Annotated in this window: 22 protein-coding genes and 1 pseudogene; 11 read left to right on the forward strand and 12 right to left on the reverse strand. The window is 62.4% G+C overall.

Features of this window, described 5'->3' with window-relative positions:
* Positions 1-87: 87 nt before the first annotated feature.
* Together ligD and ku are read right to left on the reverse strand one after the other, a co-directional pair.
* On the reverse strand, positions 88-2,784 hold the full coding sequence (ligD, locus tag L0U81_RS31620) for a DNA ligase D (RefSeq protein ID WP_233809784.1): 2,697 nt from the start codon (positions 2,782-2,784) through the stop codon (positions 88-90).
* A gap of 33 nt (positions 2,785-2,817) precedes the next feature.
* Entirely contained in the window at positions 2,818-3,759 is a 942-nt protein-coding gene (gene ku / locus L0U81_RS31625; protein WP_233809786.1) for a non-homologous end joining protein Ku, read from the reverse strand.
* 238 nt (positions 3,760-3,997) lie between these two features.
* Here ku and L0U81_RS31630 point away from each other — a divergent pair, with 238 nt between their 5' ends.
* Both L0U81_RS31630 and L0U81_RS31635 read left to right on the forward strand, forming a co-directional pair.
* Positions 3,998-4,390, forward strand: a complete 393-nt coding sequence (locus L0U81_RS31630) for a DUF3175 domain-containing protein (RefSeq protein WP_233810093.1) — start codon at positions 3,998-4,000, stop codon at positions 4,388-4,390.
* Between the two features lie 162 nt (positions 4,391-4,552).
* Positions 4,553-5,764 (forward strand): MFS transporter, encoded by a 1,212-nt coding sequence (locus tag L0U81_RS31635; protein WP_233809788.1) that lies wholly within the window; start codon positions 4,553-4,555, stop codon positions 5,762-5,764.
* 121 nt (positions 5,765-5,885) lie between these two features.
* Here the strand turns inward: L0U81_RS31635 and L0U81_RS31640 are convergent, their stop codons facing one another.
* Positions 5,886-6,089, reverse strand: a complete 204-nt coding sequence (locus L0U81_RS31640) for a CsbD family protein (RefSeq protein WP_233809790.1) — start codon at positions 6,087-6,089, stop codon at positions 5,886-5,888.
* A 159-nt stretch (positions 6,090-6,248) separates the two neighbouring features.
* Positions 6,249-6,437, reverse strand: a complete 189-nt coding sequence (locus L0U81_RS31645) for a DUF3008 family protein (RefSeq protein WP_233809792.1) — start codon at positions 6,435-6,437, stop codon at positions 6,249-6,251.
* 265 nt (positions 6,438-6,702) lie between these two features.
* Between L0U81_RS31645 and L0U81_RS31650 the strand changes: the two genes are divergently transcribed.
* Complete coding sequence (locus L0U81_RS31650) at positions 6,703-7,056, forward strand: hypothetical protein (protein WP_442793473.1); 354 nt, start codon at positions 6,703-6,705, stop codon at positions 7,054-7,056.
* A gap of 442 nt (positions 7,057-7,498) precedes the next feature.
* Here the strand turns inward: L0U81_RS31650 and L0U81_RS31655 are convergent, their stop codons facing one another.
* Positions 7,499-7,765 carry a hypothetical protein gene (locus tag L0U81_RS31655; RefSeq protein WP_233809796.1) on the reverse strand — a complete coding sequence of 89 codons (267 nt, stop codon included), beginning with the start codon at positions 7,763-7,765 and terminating at the stop codon, positions 7,499-7,501.
* Positions 7,766-8,073: 308 nt separating this feature from the next.
* Between L0U81_RS31655 and L0U81_RS31660 the strand changes: the two genes are divergently transcribed.
* Both L0U81_RS31660 and L0U81_RS31665 read left to right on the forward strand, forming a co-directional pair.
* Positions 8,074-8,664, forward strand: coding sequence for a TetR/AcrR family transcriptional regulator (locus L0U81_RS31660; RefSeq protein ID WP_233809798.1), 591 nt, complete (start codon positions 8,074-8,076; stop codon positions 8,662-8,664).
* Positions 8,661-9,572 (forward strand): haloalkane dehalogenase, encoded by a 912-nt coding sequence (locus tag L0U81_RS31665; RefSeq protein ID WP_233809800.1) that lies wholly within the window; start codon positions 8,661-8,663, stop codon positions 9,570-9,572. The genes L0U81_RS31660 and L0U81_RS31665 overlap by 4 nt, the downstream gene beginning before the upstream one ends.
* Before the next feature lie 205 nt (positions 9,573-9,777).
* Here L0U81_RS31665 and L0U81_RS31670 read toward each other — a convergent pair whose 3' ends face one another.
* Positions 9,778-11,706, reverse strand: a complete 1,929-nt coding sequence (locus L0U81_RS31670; RefSeq protein ID WP_233809802.1) for a WD40 repeat domain-containing protein — start codon at positions 11,704-11,706, stop codon at positions 9,778-9,780.
* Positions 11,707-11,928: 222 nt separating this feature from the next.
* Here L0U81_RS31670 and L0U81_RS31675 point away from each other — a divergent pair, with 222 nt between their 5' ends.
* The 3 genes and pseudogenes from L0U81_RS31675 to L0U81_RS31685 all read left to right on the forward strand — a co-directional run.
* Positions 11,929-12,216: a GYD domain-containing protein gene (locus L0U81_RS31675; RefSeq protein ID WP_233809804.1), complete on the forward strand. Its 288-nt coding sequence runs from the start codon at positions 11,929-11,931 to the stop codon at positions 12,214-12,216.
* 529 nt (positions 12,217-12,745) lie between these two features.
* Positions 12,746-13,048: an acylphosphatase gene (locus L0U81_RS31680; RefSeq protein ID WP_233809806.1), complete on the forward strand. Its 303-nt coding sequence runs from the start codon at positions 12,746-12,748 to the stop codon at positions 13,046-13,048.
* Between the two features lie 63 nt (positions 13,049-13,111).
* Positions 13,112-13,473, forward strand: a pseudogene (locus L0U81_RS31685) (IS6 family transposase); the annotation flags it as partial.
* Between the two features lie 137 nt (positions 13,474-13,610).
* Here the strand turns inward: L0U81_RS31685 and L0U81_RS31690 are convergent.
* The 3 genes from L0U81_RS31690 to mhpT all read right to left on the reverse strand — a co-directional run bounded on the left by L0U81_RS31690 (position 13,611) and on the right by mhpT (position 17,800).
* On the reverse strand, positions 13,611-15,335 hold the full coding sequence (locus tag L0U81_RS31690) for a tannase/feruloyl esterase family alpha/beta hydrolase (RefSeq protein WP_233809808.1): 1,725 nt from the start codon (positions 15,333-15,335) through the stop codon (positions 13,611-13,613).
* Positions 15,336-15,345: 10 nt separating this feature from the next.
* Complete coding sequence (locus L0U81_RS31695; RefSeq protein ID WP_233809810.1) at positions 15,346-16,488, reverse strand: porin; 1,143 nt, start codon at positions 16,486-16,488, stop codon at positions 15,346-15,348.
* Between the two features lie 67 nt (positions 16,489-16,555).
* On the reverse strand, positions 16,556-17,800 hold the full coding sequence (gene mhpT, locus L0U81_RS31700; RefSeq protein ID WP_233809812.1) for a 3-(3-hydroxy-phenyl)propionate transporter MhpT: 1,245 nt from the start codon (positions 17,798-17,800) through the stop codon (positions 16,556-16,558).
* Between the two features lie 297 nt (positions 17,801-18,097).
* Here mhpT and L0U81_RS31705 point away from each other — a divergent pair, with 297 nt between their 5' ends.
* Positions 18,098-18,589: a MarR family winged helix-turn-helix transcriptional regulator gene (locus tag L0U81_RS31705; RefSeq protein ID WP_233809814.1), complete on the forward strand. Its 492-nt coding sequence runs from the start codon at positions 18,098-18,100 to the stop codon at positions 18,587-18,589.
* A 165-nt stretch (positions 18,590-18,754) separates the two neighbouring features.
* Here L0U81_RS31705 and L0U81_RS31710 read toward each other — a convergent pair whose 3' ends face one another.
* Positions 18,755-18,931: a hypothetical protein gene (locus tag L0U81_RS31710; protein WP_233809816.1), complete on the reverse strand. Its 177-nt coding sequence runs from the start codon at positions 18,929-18,931 to the stop codon at positions 18,755-18,757.
* A 204-nt stretch (positions 18,932-19,135) separates the two neighbouring features.
* On the opposite strand from L0U81_RS31710, the gene L0U81_RS31715 reads away from it, so the two are divergent.
* Entirely contained in the window at positions 19,136-19,981 is an 846-nt protein-coding gene (locus tag L0U81_RS31715) for a GNAT family N-acetyltransferase (RefSeq protein WP_233810095.1), read from the forward strand.
* A gap of 58 nt (positions 19,982-20,039) precedes the next feature.
* On the opposite strand, the gene L0U81_RS31720 is transcribed toward L0U81_RS31715, so the two are convergent.
* Entirely contained in the window at positions 20,040-20,519 is a 480-nt protein-coding gene (locus tag L0U81_RS31720; protein ID WP_233809818.1) for an SRPBCC family protein, read from the reverse strand.
* A 310-nt stretch (positions 20,520-20,829) separates the two neighbouring features.
* On the opposite strand from L0U81_RS31720, the gene L0U81_RS31725 reads away from it, so the two are divergent.
* On the forward strand, positions 20,830-21,435 hold the full coding sequence (locus L0U81_RS31725; protein WP_233809820.1) for a DUF1571 domain-containing protein: 606 nt from the start codon (positions 20,830-20,832) through the stop codon (positions 21,433-21,435).
* Positions 21,436-21,478: 43 nt separating this feature from the next.
* On the opposite strand, the gene L0U81_RS31730 is transcribed toward L0U81_RS31725, so the two are convergent.
* Positions 21,479-22,402: a LysR family transcriptional regulator gene (locus L0U81_RS31730; protein ID WP_233809822.1), complete on the reverse strand. Its 924-nt coding sequence runs from the start codon at positions 22,400-22,402 to the stop codon at positions 21,479-21,481.
* Between the last annotated feature and the right edge of the window lie 141 nt (positions 22,403-22,543).

Below are 22,543 nucleotides of genomic sequence, written 5' to 3' on the forward strand. Positions count from 1 at the left end.
ACGAGCAACTGACATTCATGGCTTCATTCCGGTCAGTCGTAACAACTGGCGTTCCTCACACGGTCGGCATTCGCGCACAGAGCGCCCTCATTCGTCTTCTTCGTCCGATGACGATCCAACGCGCTTGCGCATCTCCGCAGTGATGCGCTGCCGGCACTTCGGATAGCCGGCCCACGGGTCGCGCTTGAGCGTGTCGAGCCGTTCGCGCAGGTTGCCGACCGTCCATTGATCGCCCCTCGTTGTATGTTCGACTTCTTCCCACGCGAGCGGCACCGACACGCCCAGACCCGCTCGCGCACGCGCGGAAAATGCCGCGATCGTGCTCGAACCGCGGTTGTTGCGCAAATAGTCGACGAATATCTTCTTCCTGCGATTCTGCTCGCCCATCTTCGCGCTGAACCGGTTGGGCAACGTCCGCGCCATGTGCTGCGCGACCGACCGCGCGAATGTCTTGATGTCGTCCCAGCCCAACGCCTTTGCAAGCGGCACCACCACATGCAGCCCCTTGCCTCCACTCGTCTTGCACCACGACTCGAGACCCAGCTCCGCAAGCAGATCTCGCGTAAGCTGCGCGGCCTCGATCATCGCGTCCCATCCAAGAACGGGGTCCGGGTCGAGGTCGAACACCATCCGGTCGGGTTTCTCCAGCGCCGACACCACGCCGTTCCACGTATGAAATTCGATCGCATCCATCTGCGCCGCGCCGACTAGCGCCTCGGTGTTGTCGATCGTCAACAGTGGCGCGTGCCCCGGGTCGAGCCCTTCGTGCTGGGTGACGTGCGGCAACGCGAGCCTGGTGCCGTGCTTCTGAAAGAAGTACTCGCCGCCGATTCCGTCCGGCACGCGCGCCAGCGCAACGGGCCGGTTTGCCAGATGCGGCAGCATCTGCGGCGCGATCCACGCGTAGTAGCGAACGAGCTCGAGTTTGGTCGTTCCGGTACGCTTGTCCATGACGCGGTCCGGATGCGAGATCCTTACGCCTGCAACCGTCACTTCACCGGACATTTTTTCCTTGCGTTTGACCGGCTTCGTACTGTCCGTCACGGGGGCCTCCTTTACGATTTCACGCGCGGGCTTGTCGTGGCGCAGGCCGATAAAGGACGCCTGACGTACGATGCCATCGCTGGTCCATTGCGCGAAGTTGCATTCGGCGACCAGTTCAGGTTTCACCCAGTGCACCGGCGTACGGCTGCGCTCGCGCGGCACATCCGCGAACGGCATCTGCCCGACTTCGCGTGCCGCCAGTTCCTGCTTGACGGTTCGCAACGTGGCCGCGTCGAAACCGGTGCCGACGCGCCCCACGTATTGCAGCCGGCGATTCGCGTCATGCACGCCGAGCAGCAGCGCGCCGAATTCGCTTCGGCTTCCGGCCGGCTCGCTATAGCCGCCGATCACGAACTCCTGACGTCTGCGGCAGCGCAGCTTGATCCACGCCGGGCTTCGTCTCGACACGTAGTGGCTGTCGCGCCGCTTGCCGACGATACCCTCAAGTCCCGTTTCGCATGCGCTTTGCAGCAAGTCGTGAGCCGCGATCGCGAAGTCTCCGGAAAAGCGCAGCATGTCGCTGCGCGTGCCCTCGAGCACCGCGCCTAGCAGCGCCCGGCGCTGCACGAGCGGCACCTTGCGCAGGTCATAGCCGTTCAGCCACGGCAGGTCGAACAGGAACAGCACGATGTCCTGAGGACGGTTCGCATCGAATGCGTTCTGCAGCGCCTGAAAATCCGGCACGCCGTGCTCGTCGAGCACCGCTGCTTCGCCGTCGATCCACGCCGAGTCGATGTCGATCTGCGCGAGTGCTTCGCATTGCCTGGCAAATTTCGCGCTCCAGTCGAGTCCCGCCCGCGTAAAAATGCGTACCGGCTGTTTCGCCGCGTGCCGGTCGATTCGCGCGAGCACCCGGTAACCGTCGAACTTGATTTCATACGACCAGTCGTCGCCTTGCGGCACCGTGTCGACGAGCGTCGCGAGTTGCGGTTTGAGCGTAACCGGCAGTGCGGCCTTCACGGCACCTTCGACCGACGGCGATGCCGCTAGCTCGCGCAGCGACGACACGTTGCGCGTGGCGACGGTGTCGGGGCGGCTGGATTTCCCGTTATCCGAACGAGCCGCCGACGATGTCGAGCGACTCTTGTGCTTCGCCGCGCGCTGCATTGCTTGCCTCCCAGTCCTGCGGGCGCCTTTATTTTCTGCATGCGAGAGCACACTACCCGGCCGCTCGGCCAGTACGTCGAACTCGTCCTCGCTGCGGGCCGCGTCGTCTCGCTCCTTGATCAGCAGCCACTGCTCCTTCTCGCCGCTGCCGCGCATATGGCTCCTCACGAGCATCCAGCCACCATGCAGCTTTTCGCCGTCGAGGCGGAACTTCAGTTTGCCGGCTGCGTAGGCGTCGTGCGCTGCGCGTTCGCCGTCCGCCGGTTCCCACGTGCCACGGTCCCACACGAGCACCGTGCCCGCGCCGTAGTTGCCCTCGGGAATCTCGCCTTCGAACGATCCGTACTCCAGCGGATGATCCTCGACGTGAACCGCGAGACGCTTCACCGATGGATCGAGGCTCGGCCCTTTCGGGATCGCCCACGACTTCAGTGCGCCGTCCAATTCAAGACGGAAGTCGTAATGGAGCCGCCGTGCGTCGTGTTCCTGAATCACGAACGAGAGCGCATGACGATTCGATTTGCCGTTACCTCCCGCGCGCACGGTGATGCGCCTGCCACGCGCTGTGCCGGCGGGTTCTGGCGTTTCGTCGAAGCGGCGTTTGCGCCGGTACGTTTCCAGTTTTTGCGTCATGATCGAAAGCCATGGTTGCGTTCATGCATGTCATCACTGCGCACGGCGGCTACGTGCCGACGTCGTGTGGTGGCTGGATCGGCGCACACTGTGTGTCGCGCCGCGCTTGCCTCGCGCGGACGACAGTTCGCCGGCTCCGGTTTCATCCCTGGCAGTCCCGCCGCCCTTTACATTGCGCCGGCCCAGACTGCGCTTGAGCAGTTCCGACAGATCCACGATTTCCGCCGTCTGCCGCGTACGGGACGCCGCCTTCGCTTCAGTGGCGCCGACCTCCTTTGTCTTGCCTGCCCTGATCTTCCTGTCCACGAGCGCAAGAATCTTGTCGTGGAACGTATCGTGATAGTCGTCAGGGTTCCACGCCGTCGTCATGTCGTCGATCAGCTTCTTCGCCATGCTGAGTTCGCGCGCCGTCACGCCAGTCTTCGTTGCACGCTCGTCCGGCGGGTGCATGCCGTCGAGCGGACGGACCTCGTCGGACCAGCGCAGCGTATCGAGCGCCAGCATGCGTCCCGCCGGAATCAACGCCGCCAGATGCTGCTTGCTGTGCAACACGACGCTCGCAATGCCGATCCTGCCGGTACTGGAAAGCGCATCGCGCAACAGCGTGTAGGTTTTCTCGCCACGGCGCTCCGGTACCAGGTAATAAGGTGTATCGAGATAGAGAAAAGAAATCTCGGAAGCGTCGACGAAGGCAAGGATGTCAACGCTCTGCGTCGATTCCGGATTTGCAGCCCGGATCTCGTCGTCTTCAAGCACGACGTACTTGCCCTTCTCGTACTCGAAGCCGCGCACGATGTTTTCGGGTGCGACTTCCTTGCCGGTACGCTTGTTGATCTGCCGGTAGCCAATCGGATCAATCGAGTGTCTGTCGAGCAGGTTGAAGCTCGTGTGCCGCGTCGTCGTCGCCGGATAGATCTGCACCGGCACATAGACGAGACCGAAGCTGATACCTCCCTTCCAGATTGCGCGCGTCATGATGCCTCCTGCCGCGTCCGTCGGGCATCCTCATCGGCGACGACGAACGACTGTCTGGTTCGGCCTGTCGCTGCGTCGCGCAGCGGCTTTCTGTCGGATAAGCAAACCGGGTGCCCGCGCCTGCCGCTCCTTCGGCTTTTGGCGGACCTGCCGTGACGCACGTGCCGGCGAGTTCTGGCATGTGGATTGCGCGTATCCGGTATTCCCGCAACGCCACCCTGGTTCAGATGAGGGCACCATGTCACGCTCACCGTCCGCCCATCCTTCGACACGCCGCCGCGCTGGCCGCCCGCCACGTCAACGCCATACGCGCGCAGGCGACGCCCAACCCGGCCGGAAGAGCGCGAGCCAGTCGTCCAATCGCTGGTCGCATCAGGTGATGGAAACCAGCGACGCGATGGATATCGAGGCGGGAATCTTCAAGTCAGGCAGCGCGGAAGAAATCGCGCAATCGTTGAAGCGTTCTTCTACACGAAGCAGGCGGCGCAAGGGCACGCCGTTTGAATCGGCAATGTCGATGTTGAACTTCTACGTGAACCGGGCCGGCAGAAATCTGCCCCAGGCACGGCGCGACGTGCTGCAACAGGCGAAGCGCAGGCTGCGCGAAGCGTTCGGACGTGGCTCGCGATGAATCTGCCGAGTGGCCGCGCGAGCGGTGCGAAAACCGTGCGCGGCAGCAGGGGCGAAGGCCCGGCCCCCGAAGTGATGACGGCCGCTTCTGCTTGCCATTGGCGGTGAAGCCCGGGAATGTCGATTGCGTGCTTTTGCGCAGTGCGAACTGTGGGAGACAGGCATGGATTCGCGTTTGCACCCGCGCGTCACGCTGGATCGCCAGGCGTCGCTGACTTCGGCGACCGCCCTGCTTGGCGTGCTATATGCCGGCAGCCCGCTGGTCACCCCGCTCTATCCCCTCTATCAGCGCGCATTCGCGCTGTCCGAGCTGACGGTGACGCTCATCTACGCTGCCTACGTCATCGGCAATCTCGGCGCGATATTCCTGTTCGGCCGTGTGTCAGACAAGGCAGGCCGTCGACCGGTCAGCCTGCTGATGCTTGCGATTGCGATGGTCAGCAGCCTACTGTTCCTGTTCGCCACGGGTCCCGCGTGGCTCTTCATTGCGCGGGCGGCGAGCGGCCTCGCGATTGGCGTCGGCGCGGCGACGGCAACGGCATGGATCACCGAGCTGCATCCGGCCACCGACGCAGCGCCCGCGAGCCGCCTCGCCGCAGCAATCAATCTTGCCGGTCTTGCAGCGGGCGCGTTGCTCGCAGGTCTGCTCGCGCAGTTTGCGCCCTCGCCGCTACGCACCGTTTTTGTCGTCTATCTGGCGATTCTCGCCGCCATGGCCGCACTGACCGCACTGTCGAGGGAAACGGTGCAACAGCGCGTGCGCAGAATCGGGAAACTGTCGATCGACTTTCGTATCGGTGTGCCGGCCCAACTGCGCGTGCCGTTCATTACTCCCGCTGTCACGGCCTTCGCCACCTTTTCGCTACTCGGATTCTACGCGGCGCTACTACCCAACCTGCTCGAGAACAGCATGCACGCGCACAGCGCCGCATTGAGCGGCGCTGTGGTGGCGGAGCTGTTCGCCACGAGCGCAATCACCGTGGTCGCAACGTCGGCGCTTGCCGCGCGCACTGCAATGAGGGCAGGTCTGTGGCTGCTCCCGCCAAGCCTTGCTCTGCTGCTATGGGCCCAGGCAGCAGGATCGCTCGCACTGTTGATCGCGGCGACAGGACTCTGCGGCGTCGCCTGTGCGCTCGGCTTTCGCGGCAGTCTTCAGGAAGCGAACAGGATGGCGCCCGCAGAGCGGCGAGCCGAGCTACTCTCCGCCTATCTGCTGTGCTGCTATACCGGCAATTCGCTGCCGGTGGTGGGCATCGCGTTGCTGTCGCGCTCCGCCGGACACTTCTGGGCCAATGCGACATTCTCGGCAATATCCGTTGTGCTTGCGGCGATCGCACTGGCGGTGGATCGTCACCAGGCTCGGCTGCCGCAGTGACCGCACCTTCCGGCACCGTGCCTCGTCGGGACCGCGATCGTCAGCGCTCGATATCGGCACCGGTGCGCTCGAAGGTGATCGTACTGGCTGGTGAGCGATGACGAAAATGCCCTAGCCGCAGCTAGTCCCGGTTTGCATCGAAGAAGCGACGGACTTCCCGTCGCGCTTCTTCGCGAGTCTTGCCGTAGCGCTCCTGGATTATCCCGGTAAGGCGCTCGACACGCCCTTCGGCCCGGGTAAGCTCGTCGTCTGTCAGCTCGCCCCACGCGGCCTTTGCCTTGCCGATCAGTTGTTTCCACTTGCCAGCTGCGATGTCGTCGTTCACGTTACTCTCCTTTGAGATATTGAATCCTGGCGGAAGCCTCGGGAAGGCACCCCGTTAGAATACTGGTCCGCATTATCAGGTCCCGCAATGAATGCTCTGCATGACGAATTGAATCTACTCCAGCCGTCGGATGCACCCAGCTTGGGATGACTCTTTCGTTCAATGTCCGGATTTATGCTGAGGCTTGCCTTTCTGCTTCGTTGAGGCGAATTCCTCGAGTTGTGCCTCGCTCATCGACTCGTACATCGATTTCGAAGCGCCTTTCAGCGAGCCGGGGGGTCTTTCGCCGCGCTTTGCGGAAAGAGCGGCGCCGGCGGCCATTTGCTGTGCCTTGGATCTTGCTAGCATTTCGACCTCCGTCTGTTCATACCTGTGGTGCCCGCCTGCTGCCGCGGCGGCACCGGCGGCCCACGCCTCGTGGCTCGCAAGCCCTGTACCTGTCGGCGGGCGTTTTGCGTCCCGCTGCCGCCCGCTCGAGGTTCCGGCGAGATTGAACGTACTGCGTGCGCGCAAGGTGGTGAGGCATAGGCCTTGCGCGCCTGCTGGTACGGGTTGTCAAAAGTTCACTGGAACGTAATCCTGACTTCAGGAGTATCCGACCATGAAAACTTCAATGAAGAGACTGGTTATTTCGGCGCTGATGATGGCAATTGCCGGCGGCGCGTCTGCACAGGCAGGCGGTGGCAATGGCGGCGGCATGGGCGCAGGCGGTGGCAATAGCGCAGGCAACGGCGTAGGCGCCGGCGGCGGAACCATGGCTCGGCCTGGCACGGCTCCAGCAGGGAATCAGGGCGGCTACGGCAGTCCCGGAGACACCGCGACCGGCGGCGGTCAAGGCACCGGCACCGGTGCTTCGCCCAACACGATGACGCCGGGCGGCTCGAATTCCACCTATCCGAACCGCGCGAACAGCAACGGCATGAACGGGCCGTCCCAGCAGCCGGATACTCTACAAAAGGGCCAGTGAGGGCGAGTGCAGAGGCAACGAGACAATGCAGCGCACACGGGATGCGCAACCAGTCAGCGGTGCAATCAGTTTCGACGCACGAACGTCCGCACCGACCTTGTGACGCTCGGCGTGGACGTTCTTGCGTGGGAACCTCAAAGACGCTCATGGGGCCAGCGCGCAGCGCCGGTTGACGACCGTTTACGACGATGGAAGATTTACGGTTGAAATTCGTCGATCTCGCAAGTTGTTTGAGTAACAGACCCGGTGCCGAGGGCCGGATTTTGACCTCAAAATTCGGCCAAACCGGAAGTTATTTGGTTGATTTTCCGGAAGCCAATCGAGTTCCTCTACTACTTTGTCTAGTAAACCGTAAAAGTTCGATATGGCAATAATTAAACCAATTAACTGCCATATGGAAATTTTACGGTTTCCTGGACAGCAAGCCCCGCTGCGGCGCGCTTTAAAGATCGTGGCCGGTAATCTCAATGCGCTCTCCGCCAGGTGGAGGCATTTTGCGTTCCGCGACTCCCGCGAGCTTTCGCTTTCCCAACTGGAACGCGAGCAGCAACTGTTTCTGGCTGTCGTCTGCCGCTCCGAGGTACTGGCAAATAACATCCGGTCTGATTTCGAAGGCGCAATACCCCCACCCGAAGCCGTACGCAGAGAACCACAGCGTTGACTGGCCGGCGACGATCGGGGTTGTCAGATTGATGTACGACGAATCCATGGCGTTCGCTCTCCAGACTAGTGGTGGATGAAACCGATTGTCCCACGACACGCCTTCATGGCCGGGTACTCGGCGACATCATGCCGCAACTGATGACCCAGCGACGTCCGGCTTGTTGGCGAGAGTCGGCCCGGCCGGGCGACTACAGCTTCTGGCCGCATTTCAGCCACCTGAAGCGCGGCTTTGAACGCTGCAACGAACGAACATTCCCTGCCTAAGCCGACATCTCGTATCGCCCAAAAATACAACTTGACATCAGAGTACGCACGACTATATTTCTGCTCAATACGCACGACTGTATTACCGTCATGAGCAGACGATCAATTCGTGAAGACATTCTGAATGCAGGCCTCAAGGTCATGCTCCAGACGGGATACGAGGGAGCGAGCGTGCGCGACATCTGCGCAGCGGCGGCCGCTCCACACGGTTCCTTCACCAATCACTTCCGCTCCAAGGAGGCGTTTGCAGAGGAGGTACTCAACCGCTACTTCGCGCATACAAAAGAGCTAGTCAATCAAGCGTTGTGCGACCAAGCCCTGACTCCGCGGCAGCGGCTGCGCCAGTATCTCGACATCATCAGCGCAGTATTGGCAGACGACAATTGGAATCGCGGTTGTCTGATCGGCGACTTCAGCCTTGAGACCGTTTCGCAGAGCGAACTTTTGCGCGAAAGGCTGGAGGCAATATTCCAGGAATGGCGCGGTCCGTTCTCGTCGTGCATCGCCGAGGCTCAAGGCGCCGGTGAAATTGATTCAGCGTTTGATCCGGTTGATCTCGCCGAATTTCTGCTTGCCTCATGGGAAGGCGCAATTCTTCGTATGAAGGTCGAACGTGGACCTGCCGCACTCGAGCGCTTCAAGAACATCGTATTTGCGACCATATTCAAGGAACAGAAATGACTCCGCTTTTTGATGTTGAATTGCCCCATGTGAATGTTCTCGATTCCACCATGGCCTATCGGGAAGCGGGAAACCCGGAAGCAGCGGTCGCGCTTTTTCTGCATGGAGACCCGACCTCGTCGTACATATGGCGGAAGATCATCCCGCGGGTTGCTCCCGTCGCACACTGCATCGCACCGGATCTCATCGGATTCGGCCAATCGGGAAAGCCAGGCATCGAGTATCGATTTGCGGATCATGTCCGATACCTGGACGCGTTTCTCGCCAAAGCGGGAGTCTCATCAGCATTCGTCATCGCGCAGGACTGGGGGACAGCCTTGGCCTTTCACCTGGCGGCTCGGCGTCCGGAGTTCATGCGCGGGCTTGCCTTCATGGAGTTCATTTGGCCAATGCCGACATGGGATTATTTTCACGCGAATGCACGGGAAACTTTCCAGAAGTTCAGGACACCAGTGGTGGGCGAGCAGATGATTCTGGAAGACAACGCTTTTGTGGAACAGGTTCTTCCCGGAGGAACGGTACGCAAACTCACGGAAGAAGAGATGTCTGTTTATCGCGCACCATTTCCTACCGCCGATTCACGGCGACCCATCTGGCGTTTCCCGAACGAGCTACCAATTGAGGGGCAACCAGCAGATGTGTACTCAACCCTGGAAAGCGCACACCGTGCGCTAGCGCAGTCTTCTTACCCGAAGCTGCTTTTCACCGCGACGCCTGGCGCCTTGGTAGCGCCCTCGGTCGCCAAACGTTTTGCAAGTAACATTAAGGAGTGCCACGTTGTAGATCTTGGAGCGGGAATTCACTACTTGCAGGAAGATCATCCAGATTTAATCGGAGCCAAACTAAGCGAGTGGCTAATTGGACTGGGAGCAGATTCTTCCAGCCCGAAACAAAGGCTAGCGCTTTAAGGACATCACCGATGTCTCGGGCGAAAGCCGACATGCCGGCATGTTGACAGAGCCCTAAAGACGGCAGCCGCACGCTGCAGCGCGCTTCGGCACACGAGAGCCCAGCCGCAGCGCTTCGTGAACATGTGAAAGGAATCGGTTGGTAGCGGTAGCCATGATTCGTGGCGCACGTATCGTGACTGGACACTCCGTGCGGATCGGCGAGTTACGATCCGCACACATTCTCCCCCTTGCGTCCCCGTATGAGAGAAAGGGCAGCTTCATCCTCGGTCGTGAGCAGGTTTGCGCCCACGAGTTTCTCCTTGCAAACGGCTTCAGCGAGGCTCCGACCTCGATTCTCCACGAGCCATCGGATAGGCCACACCCGCACGGTGTGATCCGCGGACGCGGTCACCACCCGTTCACCGTCCGAGCTGAAGACGGCGGACCAAACCGGCCCGTCATGGCCGATGAACTGCGCGATCTGTTTGCCCGTGGGCGCGTCCCACACCCACGCGGTTTTGTCATCGGACGCGGTCACCACCCGTCGGCCGTCCGGGCTGAAGGCGGCGGAATTTACTGGCCCCTGATGCCCGCTGAGCTGCGTGATCTGTTTGCCCGTGGCCGCGTCCCACAGCCGCGCAGTCCCATCCGCGGACGCGGTCACCACCAGTTGGCTGTCCGGGCTGAACGCGGCGGACCTAACCGGCCCCTGATGCCCGGTGAGCTGCGCGATCTGTTTACCCGTGGACACATCCCACACGCGCGCGACCCTATCACCGGACCAAGTCACCATCCAATGACGGTCCGGGCTGAAGGCGGTGGTAACAACCGAAACCTGACGCTCGCTGAGCGGCAAGATCTGGTTGCCCATCGCCGCGTCCCACGCGCGCGCGGTCCGATCCACCGACACGGTCACCACCCGTCGGCCGTCCGGACTGAAGCTGGCAGAGTTCACCGGCCCCTGATGTCCGGCGAGCTGCGTGATCACCTGGCCCGTCGCCACATCCCACACCCGCGCAGTTTTATCATCGGACGCAGTCACCACCCGCCGGCCGTCGAGGGTGAAGGCGGCGGAGCTCACCGGTCCCTGATGCCCAGTGAGCTGCGCTATCACCTGGCCGGTGGCCGCATCCCACACCCGCGCGGTACCGTCTGCGGACGCGGTCACCGCCCGCCGGCCGTCCGGGCTGAAGGTGGCGGAGTAAACCAGATCCTGATGCCCGCTGAACTGCACAATCTTTTTGCCCGTAACCGCGTCCCACACGCGCGCGGTTTTGTCCGCGGACGCGGTCACCACCCGCTTACCATCTGGACTGAAGACGGCGGAACTCACCGGCCCGCGATGCCCGGTGAGCTGCGCGATCACCTGGCCGGTCGACGCATCCCACACCCGCGCGGTCCTGTCCGCGGACGCGGTCACCACCCGCCGGCCGTCCGGGCTGAAGGCGGCGGAGAAAACCGGTCGCTGATGCCCGGTGAGCCGCGCGATCACCTGACCGGTCGACGCATCCCACACCCGCGCGGTCCTGTCCGCGGACGCGGTCACCACCCGCTGGCCGTTCGGGCTGAAGGCAGCGGAATAAACCAGATCCTGATGCCCGCCGAGCAGCGCGATCTGCTTGCCCGTCGCCGCGACCCACACCCGCGCGGTTCTATCCCGCGACGCGGTCACCACACGCTGACCTCCCGGGCTGAAGGTCGCGGAATAAACCCACGCCTGATGCCCGCTGAGCAGCGCGATCTGTTTGCCTGTAGCCGCGTCCCACACCCGCGCGGTTCCGTCCCAGGATGCGGTCACCACCCGCTTGCCGTCAGGGCTGAAGACGGCGGAATCAACCGCATCCTGATGCCCGCTGAGCAGCGCAGTTTGCATTGATGCCTGCGCGCCGCGCATCAGTTCCAGCTCTGCCTCTACCGATCCCGGTGAAAGCCACCCCTTCCCCATCGCCAGCATGGCGAAACGCATCCCGCGATCATAATTTCCCGCGTCATTCGCGGCCGTCGCGGCCGACGCCAATACAAGGGAAGTCTGACGTGCGACCGTCCGAGTCCGGTGAATGATCCACCCACCCGTCACAATCACAATGAGCGCGATTACACCCAACAATACCTGGATGCGTCGCTGCGCGCGCCCTGTTGGTAACGTGCTCATATTTCTCAATGTGGCTGACGCCCCATTTCACATCGCCGGATGCCGCGGCGTGACCACCTGCGCTCGCCGACAATCGTCCAGCGACGCGGGCGGCCTCAAACGTTAAGGACGGAATCCTTACTATAATCAAGAGGCACAGGAACGCGCCGCCTGACAGGTAGCTGCCGGCTTTAGTGTGACTGCCGTACCTGAGCGCGGAGCATTTTTGCATGGAGGTACCCCATGGCTACCTATGTCATCCTCAGCCGCCTCGCTCCTGACGCGTTCAAGGATCCCAAGGAACTCAAACAGATTGCCGCCACCGTGGCGGAGAAGATCAAAGCCGAGTGCCCTGCCGTTACCTGGACACAAAGCTATCTGACACTCGGGCGATTCGACGTCGTGGACATTGTCGAGACGAACGATCTGAAACAGCTTGAGCTCGCGGCGCTGATCATCCGGGGTTATGGGCATGCCGCCACCGAGACGATGCATGCGACAGTGTGGAACGATTTCATCGGCGCGCTGTAGCAGTGCTGCTCGTCTGAAGGCGTACCGGACCCGGCTCGTTTCAGGGGACTTTTCGTGACAAGGCGCCTCCGCGACCGACGGTGTTTGTGTCGACGCGCCCGCCTGTGAAACGCCGTGCCAGATGCGGCCCTAACACGTCACATGCAGGATGGCGTTCGATTCTGTCGCGGCAAGGCGGTCTGGTATGCGGAAGCCACAAAGGCGGAGGCGGAAGGAAGGGATCAATGCACCTAGGTGCAATTTACTGCCGGATAAGACAGCTATGGCCGGAACGACCCGTTTCCTCAGGAGACGCTGCGCCAGTGTCCATCTGCCCCCAGGTTCGACCTGGGACATCTATCAAACCGTAAGCCAGTTGGTGACCACGTGGCCGGGAATACGCGAGCAATTGTCATCTGGCGCGTACCGGCCCAGTCCGGCGTGACGGATGACGCTACCGAAGCCGGAAAGTGGAGAAGTTCGGACTGCCCGCCCCGTGGAGCCACACATTGACGCGGCAAGGTAGTACCAGCGACTCAGAAGACCTTATATGAACTCAGACCACGGAATGCTCGAGACCAGGTTCGTGCGGGTGCGCGGCCAGGTGCAGGGCATCGGATACCGCGAAGCGTGTGTGCGCCGCGCCAAGGCCCTGGCTGTCACGGGCTGGGTGCGCAACCGCATGGACGGCTCCGTCGAGGTCATGCTTCAGGGCGCCCCAGGGCAACTTGCCGACATGTGCGCGTGGCTCAGTGAAGGAATACCCGCGGCACTCGTCGAAGAGCTTGAGGTGACAGAAGTGCCACCGCCGTTTGCCCGCTTTGATGAATTCGACCGCCTGCCAACCTTGTAAAGGTTGTGGTGCAATGCCGATGCGTCGGTCTCTTACCCTCGAGCTTTTGACGACCGCGAGCCAATGAGCAAGCTGAATGATCTCGAATGGTCGTTCAACGGGCGTCATTTCGAGCGCGAAGTCATCGTCCTTTGCGTGCGGTGGTATCTGCGCTACAGGCTCAGCTTGCGCGATCTTGTCGAGGCGATGGCTGAGCGCGGCCTATCCCTCGCCCACAGTCCGATCCTGCGTTGGGTGAAGCGCTACACGCCGGGGTTTGTCAAGCGCTGGAACCAGTTGAATTCGCCAAGAGCTGGCGGATGGACGAGACGTACATTCGCATCAAGGGCGATTGGCGATATCTTTACCGGTCCCTCGACAAGGCCGGCAACACCATCGACTTTCTGCTGCGCGCCCATCGGGACAAGACTGCGGCCCAGCGTTACTTGAGACACGGTATGGGAGGAGTGCCGCAAGCGCGTCGATTCGCGCTTGCGGGAACGCGTGCCGTTGACGCGCGAGGGAGAATGCCAACGAATCCGACCGATGGGGTTTCGGTGACCTCCCTCGCGCAATCAGCCGCTTAGCTGCAAGTGAAGCTGCTTGCTGAATTGACGTCCCCGCTGGTATAGCGGGCCACCTTCGGATACGGGCACAGCGGACGGGTCCGTCCCGCGCCCCAGTCTGACGGGACCTCGCTATTCGGAATCGCGTTTGTCGCGTCGCGAGCCGTTGCGATCACGCGATCCGGTGCTTGCCCTTGCTCGACCCAGGCGACCATGGGCGTGAGCATGTCAAACTGGTCGGCCGCCGGGCCGCCACTACAATGGTTCATACCCGCCACCGTGTAAAGGCGTGCGAAGTTCGTCGCATCGTTACCGTTTGCCGTCGTGAGACGCTGATACCAATCTGTCGTATCGTTGGACGAGAACACCGGGTCGCTCGTGCCGTGATAGACGATCAGCTTCGCGCCGCGGTTCTTCAGGCCGCTCAGGTCCGTTTCATTCGGCGGTGTCATGAATGACCACGACGACTCCGAATAGACACCACTCGTCGCGAAGATCTTCGGCGCATCGTTGTCCATGCTGAAGTTCAACGCGTAGGACGCAATCGTGCCGAGGATCGACGCGCTTTGCGGCGGCGACGTAAACACGAAGGCTGCTGCGGCAGGATCGAGGCTGATCGAGTTGCTCTGTTTCCAGCCGGACCAGCCGGACCCGTTGATCCCCACGTCATATGGGAAGCTCGCATAGAGTGCGGTACCGGCGCTGTTCTGCGCGCCTGAGAAGATGTTGCCGACCGCCTGCTTCTGCGCGGTAGTCAGACAGGTACCGTCGCGCACATTGCTCGCGCAGGTCGGGACATCCGTCGCGAGATTGAAGTTGGCCTGGCAAGCCTTGATATCGTGAACCATGCCGTCGGCGACACCGTCCAGCGCGTCGCACTTGGCGATGATCTTCGACGCGATGAGCTGCCGCTCGGTACTCGTCAAGCTCGTCGTGATATCGGCTACGCCGGCTGCCGTCGTGGTGGTGGCGACGGTCGCCAGTTGCTGGGCGCTCCACATCTGGCCGATCGCAGCCTTCGGCAGATGGAAGCCGGGGTCACCCGCGATGATCCCGTCATAGTCCGCGAACGACCGGGTCGCGGCCACCATCGCATGACGACCGCCGTTCGAGCAGCCTTCGAAGTAGCTGCGGTCAGGACCCTTGCCATAGGCCGTCTTGATGACCTGCTTGGCCATCGGCGTGAGCGTCGCGACGGCGTTGTAGCCATAGTCGAGACGGGCCTGGGGATCGAGGCCGAACAGCGGGTTTTGCGAAGCCGAATGGCCCGCATCGGAGCTGATCACGGCGAAGCCCATGTTCAGTGCGTTGTTGAGCGGACCACCTCCGCTGATGGTGCCCGCCGCCGTCAACACGTTGCCGTCGAGGCCGCCGTTCGCCTGATAGAAGAAGCGGCCATTCCAAGCGACGGGCAGACGCATTTCGAAGCCGATCGCGTAGGTCTTACCATCAACGGTGCTCACGCGCTGGTTCATCTGCCCCTGGATCACGCAATGTTCGGGGACCGGCTTGCTGGCGACGGTCAGCGTGCCGGCCGGCACATCCTGGACGCTCGTGAAAGTCGTGTTCGCATACGAGAGCTTTGCGGCCAGCGTGTCGCAGGTCGCAGAGAGCGTCGCGGGCTGCGCCGCGGCAAGCTGGGGCAGGAGCGCCGCATCGCTGGACGACGAGACGGAACCGCCGCAGGCCGCGAGCAACGCCGATACTGCCGATACGCACATCGCTATTGTGGTTCTTTTCATTTGCGCTCTCCTAGAACAGGTGTTTGACGCCGACCATGACGCCGGTCTGACCCACACCAGCGGCAGGCGTGGTTCCGCCGCCGCCGCCGCTCACCGAATAGCGCGCCTTCGTGCTGTTGGCGAGATACGCAGCCTGCGCATAGACCGACGAACGCTTGCTGAGGAGATAGGTGGTGCGCAGCGTGCCCATCGTGGCGCGCGTGTCGTGGTCGCTATTGATCATGCGGAACACTTCGCCATCGACGAGGAACGCGGGCGTGACCATGTACGACGCGCCCATGAAGAAGAGGTTCGAGCGGACGTTGGGCACCGCTGGCGAATCGGTGACCACGCGGCGTCCCAACCAGCCCGCGCCGATCTTCGCTCCGGCGTACTGCGCATATGCGCTGAGTTGCGTGCGCGCGTCCTTGTCGGCTGCGTTGGTGAGCGGCGTCGGCGCCACGCCGTCGAAGAAGTTGGCAGCTGCCGTCGCACCGCCGCGCTGCTCCTCGTACGAGGCCGCGGCGCCGAAGTATTGCGAGTCGTACTTGAGCATCACGGACCAGTCGCGGCATTCCGTGGCGTGGCCGGGCACCGAGCCCGTGCACGTGCCTTGCCCCGGTGAGTTGCCGGTGCCCGCAGCGTCGCGTCCGAATGAGTAGCCCGCGCCGAGCGTGAAGCCCTTGTAGGAACCAAGGTAGGTGACGGAGTTGTCGGTGCGCGCGTTGGGCACGTAAGCGTCAAGCGAGCCCATGCCATAGATGTCGGGTCCGATGATGTCCGCGCCCTGAACCGCGAGATAAGTCATCGTGTATTGGCGGCCAAACGCGAGCGTTCCATACGGGCCCTTGATGCCGACGAACGCCTGGCGTCCGAAGAGCCGCCCACCCTGGCCGGAGCTGCCGTCGCGCATGTTAAAGCCGCTTTCGAGCGTGAACACCGCGCTGTAGCCACCGCCCAGGTCTTCGTTGCCGCGCAGCCCCCAGCGCGACGGCATTTCACCGGTCACGCCGGGCATCCGGAACACGTGGTCGCCATTGGCGTTGGCGTGCGAAACAAATTCGATGCCCGTGTCCACGATGCCGTACAGCGTCACACTCGATTGCGCAAAGGTTCCAGTGCTCAGCGCGCATAGCGCGCCGCAGATCAGGACGTGAGTCGACTTCAATTGCATGTTGGTATCTCCGAACCAGTTGTGTACTTTTTTTGAACTACGGCTGTGAATCTTCCAAACGGTGAACTCAGTCCATCGCACGCGGCCGCCGCAGCAGCATCAGTGCTGCAATTGCGGCGATCAGCGTGACGGGAATGCTGGCGCCGATGACCGTGGAGGCGCTGCGCCCCATGGCCAGCAGCTGACCGGCGGCGAGCGGCCCGACCACGGAGCCGAGGCGTCCGACGGCCACTGCCGCACCCACACCCGTGCCGCGCATATGGGTGGGATAAAACGCTGCGGAAAGCGCGTAGAGGACCGACTGGCCGCCGATCACGAACATCCCCGCGCAGAACGCCGACACCACGAGCGAACCGAGGTGCGGCGCAACTGACAATCCGGCGAGCGACGCGATGATGCCGATATACATGCCGGAAACTACGAGGCCGCCGCGCAGACGATCCATCAACATGCCAATGCAAAGCGCGCCAAGACCGCCGCCGATATTGAAGAAGGTCTGCACGAGACCAATGTCGCCGCGGCCGAGACCGCGTGCGGCCATGAGCGAAGGGAGCCAGTTGAGGAGGAAATAGAGCACGATAAGCGTGCAGAAGTAGCTGATCCAGATCTGCAGCGTGGAGAGCCCGCGATTTGCGCCGAACAGCACCTCGCCAACCGGAGAAGGCGTAATCGGCATATCGGGCGAGGTCGATCGAAATGCTTTGGATTCCGGAAGACAAGCCATCAGAAGCGGAACCAGAATGAGCGGTCCGACGCCGCCGACATAGAAGATATGGCGCCATTCGGCGTCGCCGGCGCTGACTATGCCAATCAGCGAGGCGATCACGCCGCCGAACGGAATGCCGCAATACATCACGCTCACCGCCGTGTTGCGCGCTTTCGGCGAGACGGCTTCCGAACAGAGCGCGATCAGGTTTGGCAATGCGCCGCCGAGACCAATGCCAGTCAGGACGCGAACCAGCACCAGCATCTCGAAGCTGCTGACGAGCGCGGTAGCGATCGAGAGAATGCCGAATATGCCGGCGGAGAGGATCAGCACGCGCTTGCGCCCGATGCGATCGGCGAGCCGGCCGCCGAACATCGCGCCGGGCAGAAGACCGAACGTGCCGGCGCTGAATGCGAGCCCCATCTGCGACACCGTGAGGCCGAATTCGCGCGCCATGCGAGGCGCGGCGACGCCGACCGACTGCAGGTCCAGCCCCTCGAGCAGGGCAACCGCGAAACAAAGGGCTAATGTCGTGGCGATACCGCTACCCGCGATGGGTCGCGTTGCCACGTCGTCTCCTGATAGTGCCGTTCTGGTCGATCTCATATCTGTCGCCTGGTGGTAGTTTTAGTTTTGGAAGTCACCGCGGGGCCCATTATTGATATCAGGAAACCTGATAATGTGGGCAAAATAAAGCGCGTTGCTGAAAACGCGCCTGCCGTCGTGACAGCCCGAATTTAATCTCAGGCATCCTGATAGCGCAAGCTGATTGTGTTCGGTGAATACCCCAGGTGGTGGTGTCTTAAACGGTTATTCCGCGCGGTGTCGCGGTCCCTGGCAGGCCATGGGCGGTTAGCGTTGCGGTAACATTGCGCGTTCCATCGACAGCCCTCAACCGACGCAATGAACGACAAGGTTTCCACAAAAACGACGTCAGTAAGCACGGCCCGCGCATCCGCCAGGGGGCGCAAGACCGCGGCGCCACGGCTGACCTACCTGATCGGCCGTCTCGACCGGATCCTGCGCCGCGAATTGGCGGCGGCGATCGCTCCGCTTGGGCTCACGCTTTCGCAGTTCACAGCGCTATCCGTGCTGGAGATGCGCGGCGAAGCGTCGAACGCCCAGCTTGCCGAGCGTTCGTTCATTACGCCGCAGTCGGCCAACGAGGTGATCAGTGTGATGGTGTCGCGCAACTGGATTAGCCGTGAGCCGGACCCCAATCACGGACGCATCGTCGTGTTGCGGCTCACCGAGGAAGGGCGCGATGTGGTGCGACAGGGCATGAAAGCGGTGCAGGCTGTCGAGGAGCAAATGCTGAACGGCATGGACGCGGCGAGTGCGACCGCCACGCGCGTGAACCTCGAACTTTTCGTGCGCAATCTGCGCCAAAGCTGAAAGCGCTTACGCAGCCCTTTGCAGTTTGAGCAGGCGGATAGCATGCGCGAGCACCATCTCCGTGTCGGGAAAGTCAGCGGCGACGTCGTCGAGATGAATCGATCCGGAATACTTCAGGCGCAGGGCGCCGCTCCTCGATCCTCTTCGCGACAAAACCCCAGAAGGTCACTTTTCGAGCGACGGCCCGTGCACCGGCGCCGCAATCGCGTGATGCTGTGCGTCGTTCGCAGCAGCCGGTTGGGGCATCTCGAGAAAACGCAGGCGCCGGCTCACGGGAAAGATATGCAGGTCGAACCGGCGCGAGATGAATCCCCATAGGCCCTGCGGAAAGAACATGGCCATGATGATCGCAGCCGCGCCGAGTCCGATCAGATACCAGGTTGCTCATGTGACGTAGTCGAAGGGATTCGACCGGCCGCATCAGCCCTGGCCTGTGGCATGGTCTATTCTGTCAGTTGGCCGGTGCCCGCCGCCCGCCGACGCTACCCCGATACATTTGCCGTACATGCCAGGCGACAATCTCGAGCGCCACGACTGGGACGAACCATGGATCAAAGCGAAGACTTCGTCGTGCGCACCATGTCGGCTGACGAGGTGGCCATGTCGGTCGAATGGGCGGCCGCAGAGGGATGGAACCCCGGCCGGCATGACCCGCACTGTTTCAGAGAAGCGGACCCGGACGGTTTCTTCGTCGGCGTCTGGCGCGGCGAGCCGGTCGCGTGCCTCGCCGCCGTCGCCTATGACGAACGCTTTGGCTTCATCGGCCTCTACATCGTGAAACCCGGGTTTCGCGGTAAAGGCTTCGGCATGCGCATCTGGCAGCACGGCCTGCGTTACCTGGGAGACCGCAACGTCGGTCTCGATGGCGTCGTTGCCCAGCAGGCGAACTACCGAAAGTCCGGATTCGGGCTTGCCTACCGCAACATCCGCTATCAGGGGCGCGTGGAAGGCATCGGGTGCGCGCACGTGGTGGCGGCGGCCGACGTGCCGTTCGAGCAGTTGCTTATCTATGATCGCCAATGTTTTCCCGCGGCGCGCGAGCGTTTCGTCTCCGCGTGGATCGCGCAGCCGGATGCCGTTGCGCTCGCTACAGTCGACGCAGGCCGTGTCGCCGGATACGGCGTCGTGCGCCGCTGCAAGGCGGGCTGCAAGATCGGCCCGCTCTTCGCCGATGACGCGGGCGTCGCCACTGGGCTGTTGCGCGCGCTGGCGGCGAGCATGCCCGGCGAGTCCATCGTGCTCGACGTGCCGGAAACGAATCCTGCGGCAGTCGCATTGGCGGAACGGCATGGCATGACGAGCGTCTTCGAAACCGCGCGGATGTACACGAAAGACGCGCCCGCGATTGCGATCGATCACGTGTTTGGGGTGACGTCGTTTGAGCTGGGGTGAAAGAGGGGCGGACGCATCTGAATTCCTGGTGGGTCGCCCGAGACAGGCTTTTCTCTCGCTATTCGATATCGATAAGACGTGCCTTGAGCAAGCGCGCGAGCGCCACGCCGCCTTCGCGCATGATGGAATCGTGATTCCAGCGGAATGCCAGCCGCGCTAGCGGCGAGAACGCGACCGCGCTCATCCAGGCACTGGCAGTGCTGACGTGCCAGTCGTAGCGCACTACAGTACGGCTGCCGTCGGCTGCGAAATGCCAGCGCCCCATGCCTTCCAGCGCGCCGCTGGCCTCTCCCTCCAGCGCGACAAGCGGCGCGACGCGCGTGACGCGCACGTCGATGATCACACGATACGGGAGCACGCCCTTCCATGTGTAACGATGCACGGCGCCCAGACCGTCGGTCCCGCCCGCCTGCAACTCGCGCACCGCTTCGACATTCTTCCACCACCTCGGCCAATTGGTTGAGTCGTGGATCGCGTCCCACACTGGCTGCAACGGTGCCTCGACGCACCACAAGGTGGTCAGACGGAATTCCGCCATCGTTCGACTCCTCCTTGCATGCGATACGACTACGCGTGTACACAGGCCGACCCGCGCATGCAGGCGGACTCGCGCGCGCGTTGCGTGGTGCGAGACAGTGCTCCAAAATCAGCCATCATCCACGTCCGGGTACGTTCGAGTACTTTCGAGTATAGGAGGCGGCGATGCGCATACCGGTAATCGGGGGCACAGGGCTTCCGGGCAATGCGGTGAGCCAGGGCTGGGTAGCCGAGACCGTGAAGGCGACGGGGCGTGATACGGATGGAGGCGTGTCTGCCGCGTTGAGTCCGCGGCAGCGCAAACCTGTGCGATGACGGACGCGCCGCTTCCGGACCGGGATTTCGTTGCCGATGCGCAGGCACGCTTCGATGCGCTCGCAAACTATCAGGTCACACTGAAATCGACATCGGCGGGAGCGGAACCGGTCGAAGTGCTCTATGGCTACCGCAAGCCGGGCTTCGTGCGGATGGACTTCATCCGTCCGCATGCCGGCGCGACACTCACCTATAGCCCTGCATCGGGGAAGGTCCAGCTTTGGCCATTCGGCTTCGGCACGTTTCCGAGGCTCGTGCTGAGCCCCGACAGTCGCATGATCCAGAGCCCGCAGGGTCATCGCATCGACCAGTCCGACATCGGCGCGCTGCTCGTCAATGTCCGTGCGCTTCAACAGCATGGCGACACGCGGGTCGTCGGCGCTGAGACCATCGGCATGCACCGAGCGTCGCATGTGATCGTGACGTGCTGGCCCGGACACGTAGCGACGGGCGTTTTCCGCTATGAGTTGTGGTTCAGTCTGAGCCACGGGCTACCCGTCAAGGTCGCGAGCGAGGGCGCGTCACGTGAGCCGATCGAAACGGTACTGATGGAGGATCTGCGCATCGACGTGCCGGCCGCACAGCTCAGGCCGTTCGGCTAGTCGCGCGGGCGAGCGGGCACTCGGCCATGAATTGCCCGGGTGCTCAGCGCATTTCGTGCGTGCGCACTGCCCCCGCAGGACGCAATTCGTGAATCAGTTCGATCAGCGCACGCAGACGCGCGGGCACGAAGCGATGTCCCGGATAGTAAAGCCGCAATCCGCCAAAAGGCTGACACCATGGCGTCAGTACCGGCACCAGCGCGCCTGAAGCCAGCTCCCGCTCGATAAACCATTCGGTGATAAAGCCGATCCCGAGCCCCTGCAGCACTGCCTCCTTGATGCCCGGCAGCTCGTTGAACGCCATGCGCACCGGCAAATCCATCTGCAGCTTCTCGCCGTCGCGCTCCAGTTCCCAATGGTAGATGCCACCGTGCGACATGCGCATGCCGATGCTCTGATGCCCGAGCAGATCGCGCGGATGTTCAGGCGTGCCATGACGCTTCAGGTACTCGGGCGTCGCCACCACCAGCATGCGGAAGTCGCCGGTCAGCGGCACCGCAATCATGTCCTGCGGCACCGACTCGGCCAGGCGGATTCCCGCGTCGAAGCCCTCGGCGACAATATCAATCAGACGCGACTCACCCACGATATCCACTCGCACCTGCGGGTAACGCCACGCGTACTGGCTGATCAAGGGTTCCATCAGCAAAAGCGCCGTGCCTTGCGGTGTATTGATCCTTAGTGTGCCGCTCGGCGTATCAGGTCCGCTGCCCGCCTCTTCGCCGGCACTGCGGATTTCGTCCAGCGCCGGCGCGATTCGCTCCACATAACGCTGCCCGGCATCGGTCAGCGCGACGCTGCGTGTCGAACGGTTGAACAGGCGCACCTTGAGGCGTGCCTCCAGCCCGGCCACTGCGCTGCTCACCGCCGTGGTGGACATGCCGAGTTCCTGCGCCGCGCCACGGAAACTGCTGCGACGCGCGACGGCCAGCACCACTTCAAGCTCCGTCATCCCTGTGCGATGCATTTGATTGTCCTGATTTTCGGCATATCTCATACACCATAAGGTGGCTTATCAGAACAATAAACCATCCGTAGACTTCTTTCCATCACCACCCAAGGTCACGCACCGCCTGCTGACGGGCAAACGCGGATCCCCCTCAAAGGA

Origin of the sequence: Paraburkholderia sp. HP33-1 (assembly GCF_021390595.1) — a bacterium.
GTDB lineage: Bacteria > Pseudomonadota > Gammaproteobacteria > Burkholderiales > Burkholderiaceae > Paraburkholderia.

Bases quoted from the DNA above. Each gene is read 5' to 3' on its own strand.
- ligD (WP_233809784.1), bottom strand. From the start codon at position 2,784: ATGACGCAAAAACTGGAAACGTACCGGCGCAAACGCCGCTTCGACGAA.
- ku (WP_233809786.1), bottom strand. From the start codon at position 3,759: ATGACGCGCGCAATCTGGAAGGGAGGTATCAGCTTCGGTCTCGTCTAT.
- L0U81_RS31630 (WP_233810093.1), top strand. From the start codon at position 3,998: ATGTCACGCTCACCGTCCGCCCATCCTTCGACACGCCGCCGCGCTGGC.
- L0U81_RS31635 (WP_233809788.1), top strand. From the start codon at position 4,553: ATGGATTCGCGTTTGCACCCGCGCGTCACGCTGGATCGCCAGGCGTCG.
- L0U81_RS31645 (WP_233809792.1), bottom strand. From the start codon at position 6,437: ATGCTAGCAAGATCCAAGGCACAGCAAATGGCCGCCGGCGCCGCTCTT.
- L0U81_RS31650 (WP_442793473.1), top strand. From the start codon at position 6,703: ATGAAGAGACTGGTTATTTCGGCGCTGATGATGGCAATTGCCGGCGGC.
- L0U81_RS31655 (WP_233809796.1), bottom strand. From the start codon at position 7,765: ATGGATTCGTCGTACATCAATCTGACAACCCCGATCGTCGCCGGCCAG.
- L0U81_RS31660 (WP_233809798.1), top strand. From the start codon at position 8,074: ATGAGCAGACGATCAATTCGTGAAGACATTCTGAATGCAGGCCTCAAG.
- L0U81_RS31665 (WP_233809800.1), top strand. From the start codon at position 8,661: ATGACTCCGCTTTTTGATGTTGAATTGCCCCATGTGAATGTTCTCGAT.
- L0U81_RS31670 (WP_233809802.1), bottom strand. From the start codon at position 11,706: ATGAGCACGTTACCAACAGGGCGCGCGCAGCGACGCATCCAGGTATTG.
- L0U81_RS31675 (WP_233809804.1), top strand. From the start codon at position 11,929: ATGGCTACCTATGTCATCCTCAGCCGCCTCGCTCCTGACGCGTTCAAG.
- L0U81_RS31680 (WP_233809806.1), top strand. From the start codon at position 12,746: ATGAACTCAGACCACGGAATGCTCGAGACCAGGTTCGTGCGGGTGCGC.
- L0U81_RS31690 (WP_233809808.1), bottom strand. From the start codon at position 15,335: ATGAAAAGAACCACAATAGCGATGTGCGTATCGGCAGTATCGGCGTTG.
- L0U81_RS31695 (WP_233809810.1), bottom strand. From the start codon at position 16,488: ATGCAATTGAAGTCGACTCACGTCCTGATCTGCGGCGCGCTATGCGCG.
- mhpT (WP_233809812.1), bottom strand. From the start codon at position 17,800: ATGAGATCGACCAGAACGGCACTATCAGGAGACGACGTGGCAACGCGA.
- L0U81_RS31705 (WP_233809814.1), top strand. From the start codon at position 18,098: ATGAACGACAAGGTTTCCACAAAAACGACGTCAGTAAGCACGGCCCGC.
- L0U81_RS31710 (WP_233809816.1), bottom strand. From the start codon at position 18,931: ATGGCCATGTTCTTTCCGCAGGGCCTATGGGGATTCATCTCGCGCCGG.
- L0U81_RS31715 (WP_233810095.1), top strand. From the start codon at position 19,136: ATGGATCAAAGCGAAGACTTCGTCGTGCGCACCATGTCGGCTGACGAG.
- L0U81_RS31720 (WP_233809818.1), bottom strand. From the start codon at position 20,519: ATGGCGGAATTCCGTCTGACCACCTTGTGGTGCGTCGAGGCACCGTTG.
- L0U81_RS31725 (WP_233809820.1), top strand. From the start codon at position 20,830: ATGACGGACGCGCCGCTTCCGGACCGGGATTTCGTTGCCGATGCGCAG.
- L0U81_RS31730 (WP_233809822.1), bottom strand. From the start codon at position 22,402: ATGCATCGCACAGGGATGACGGAGCTTGAAGTGGTGCTGGCCGTCGCG.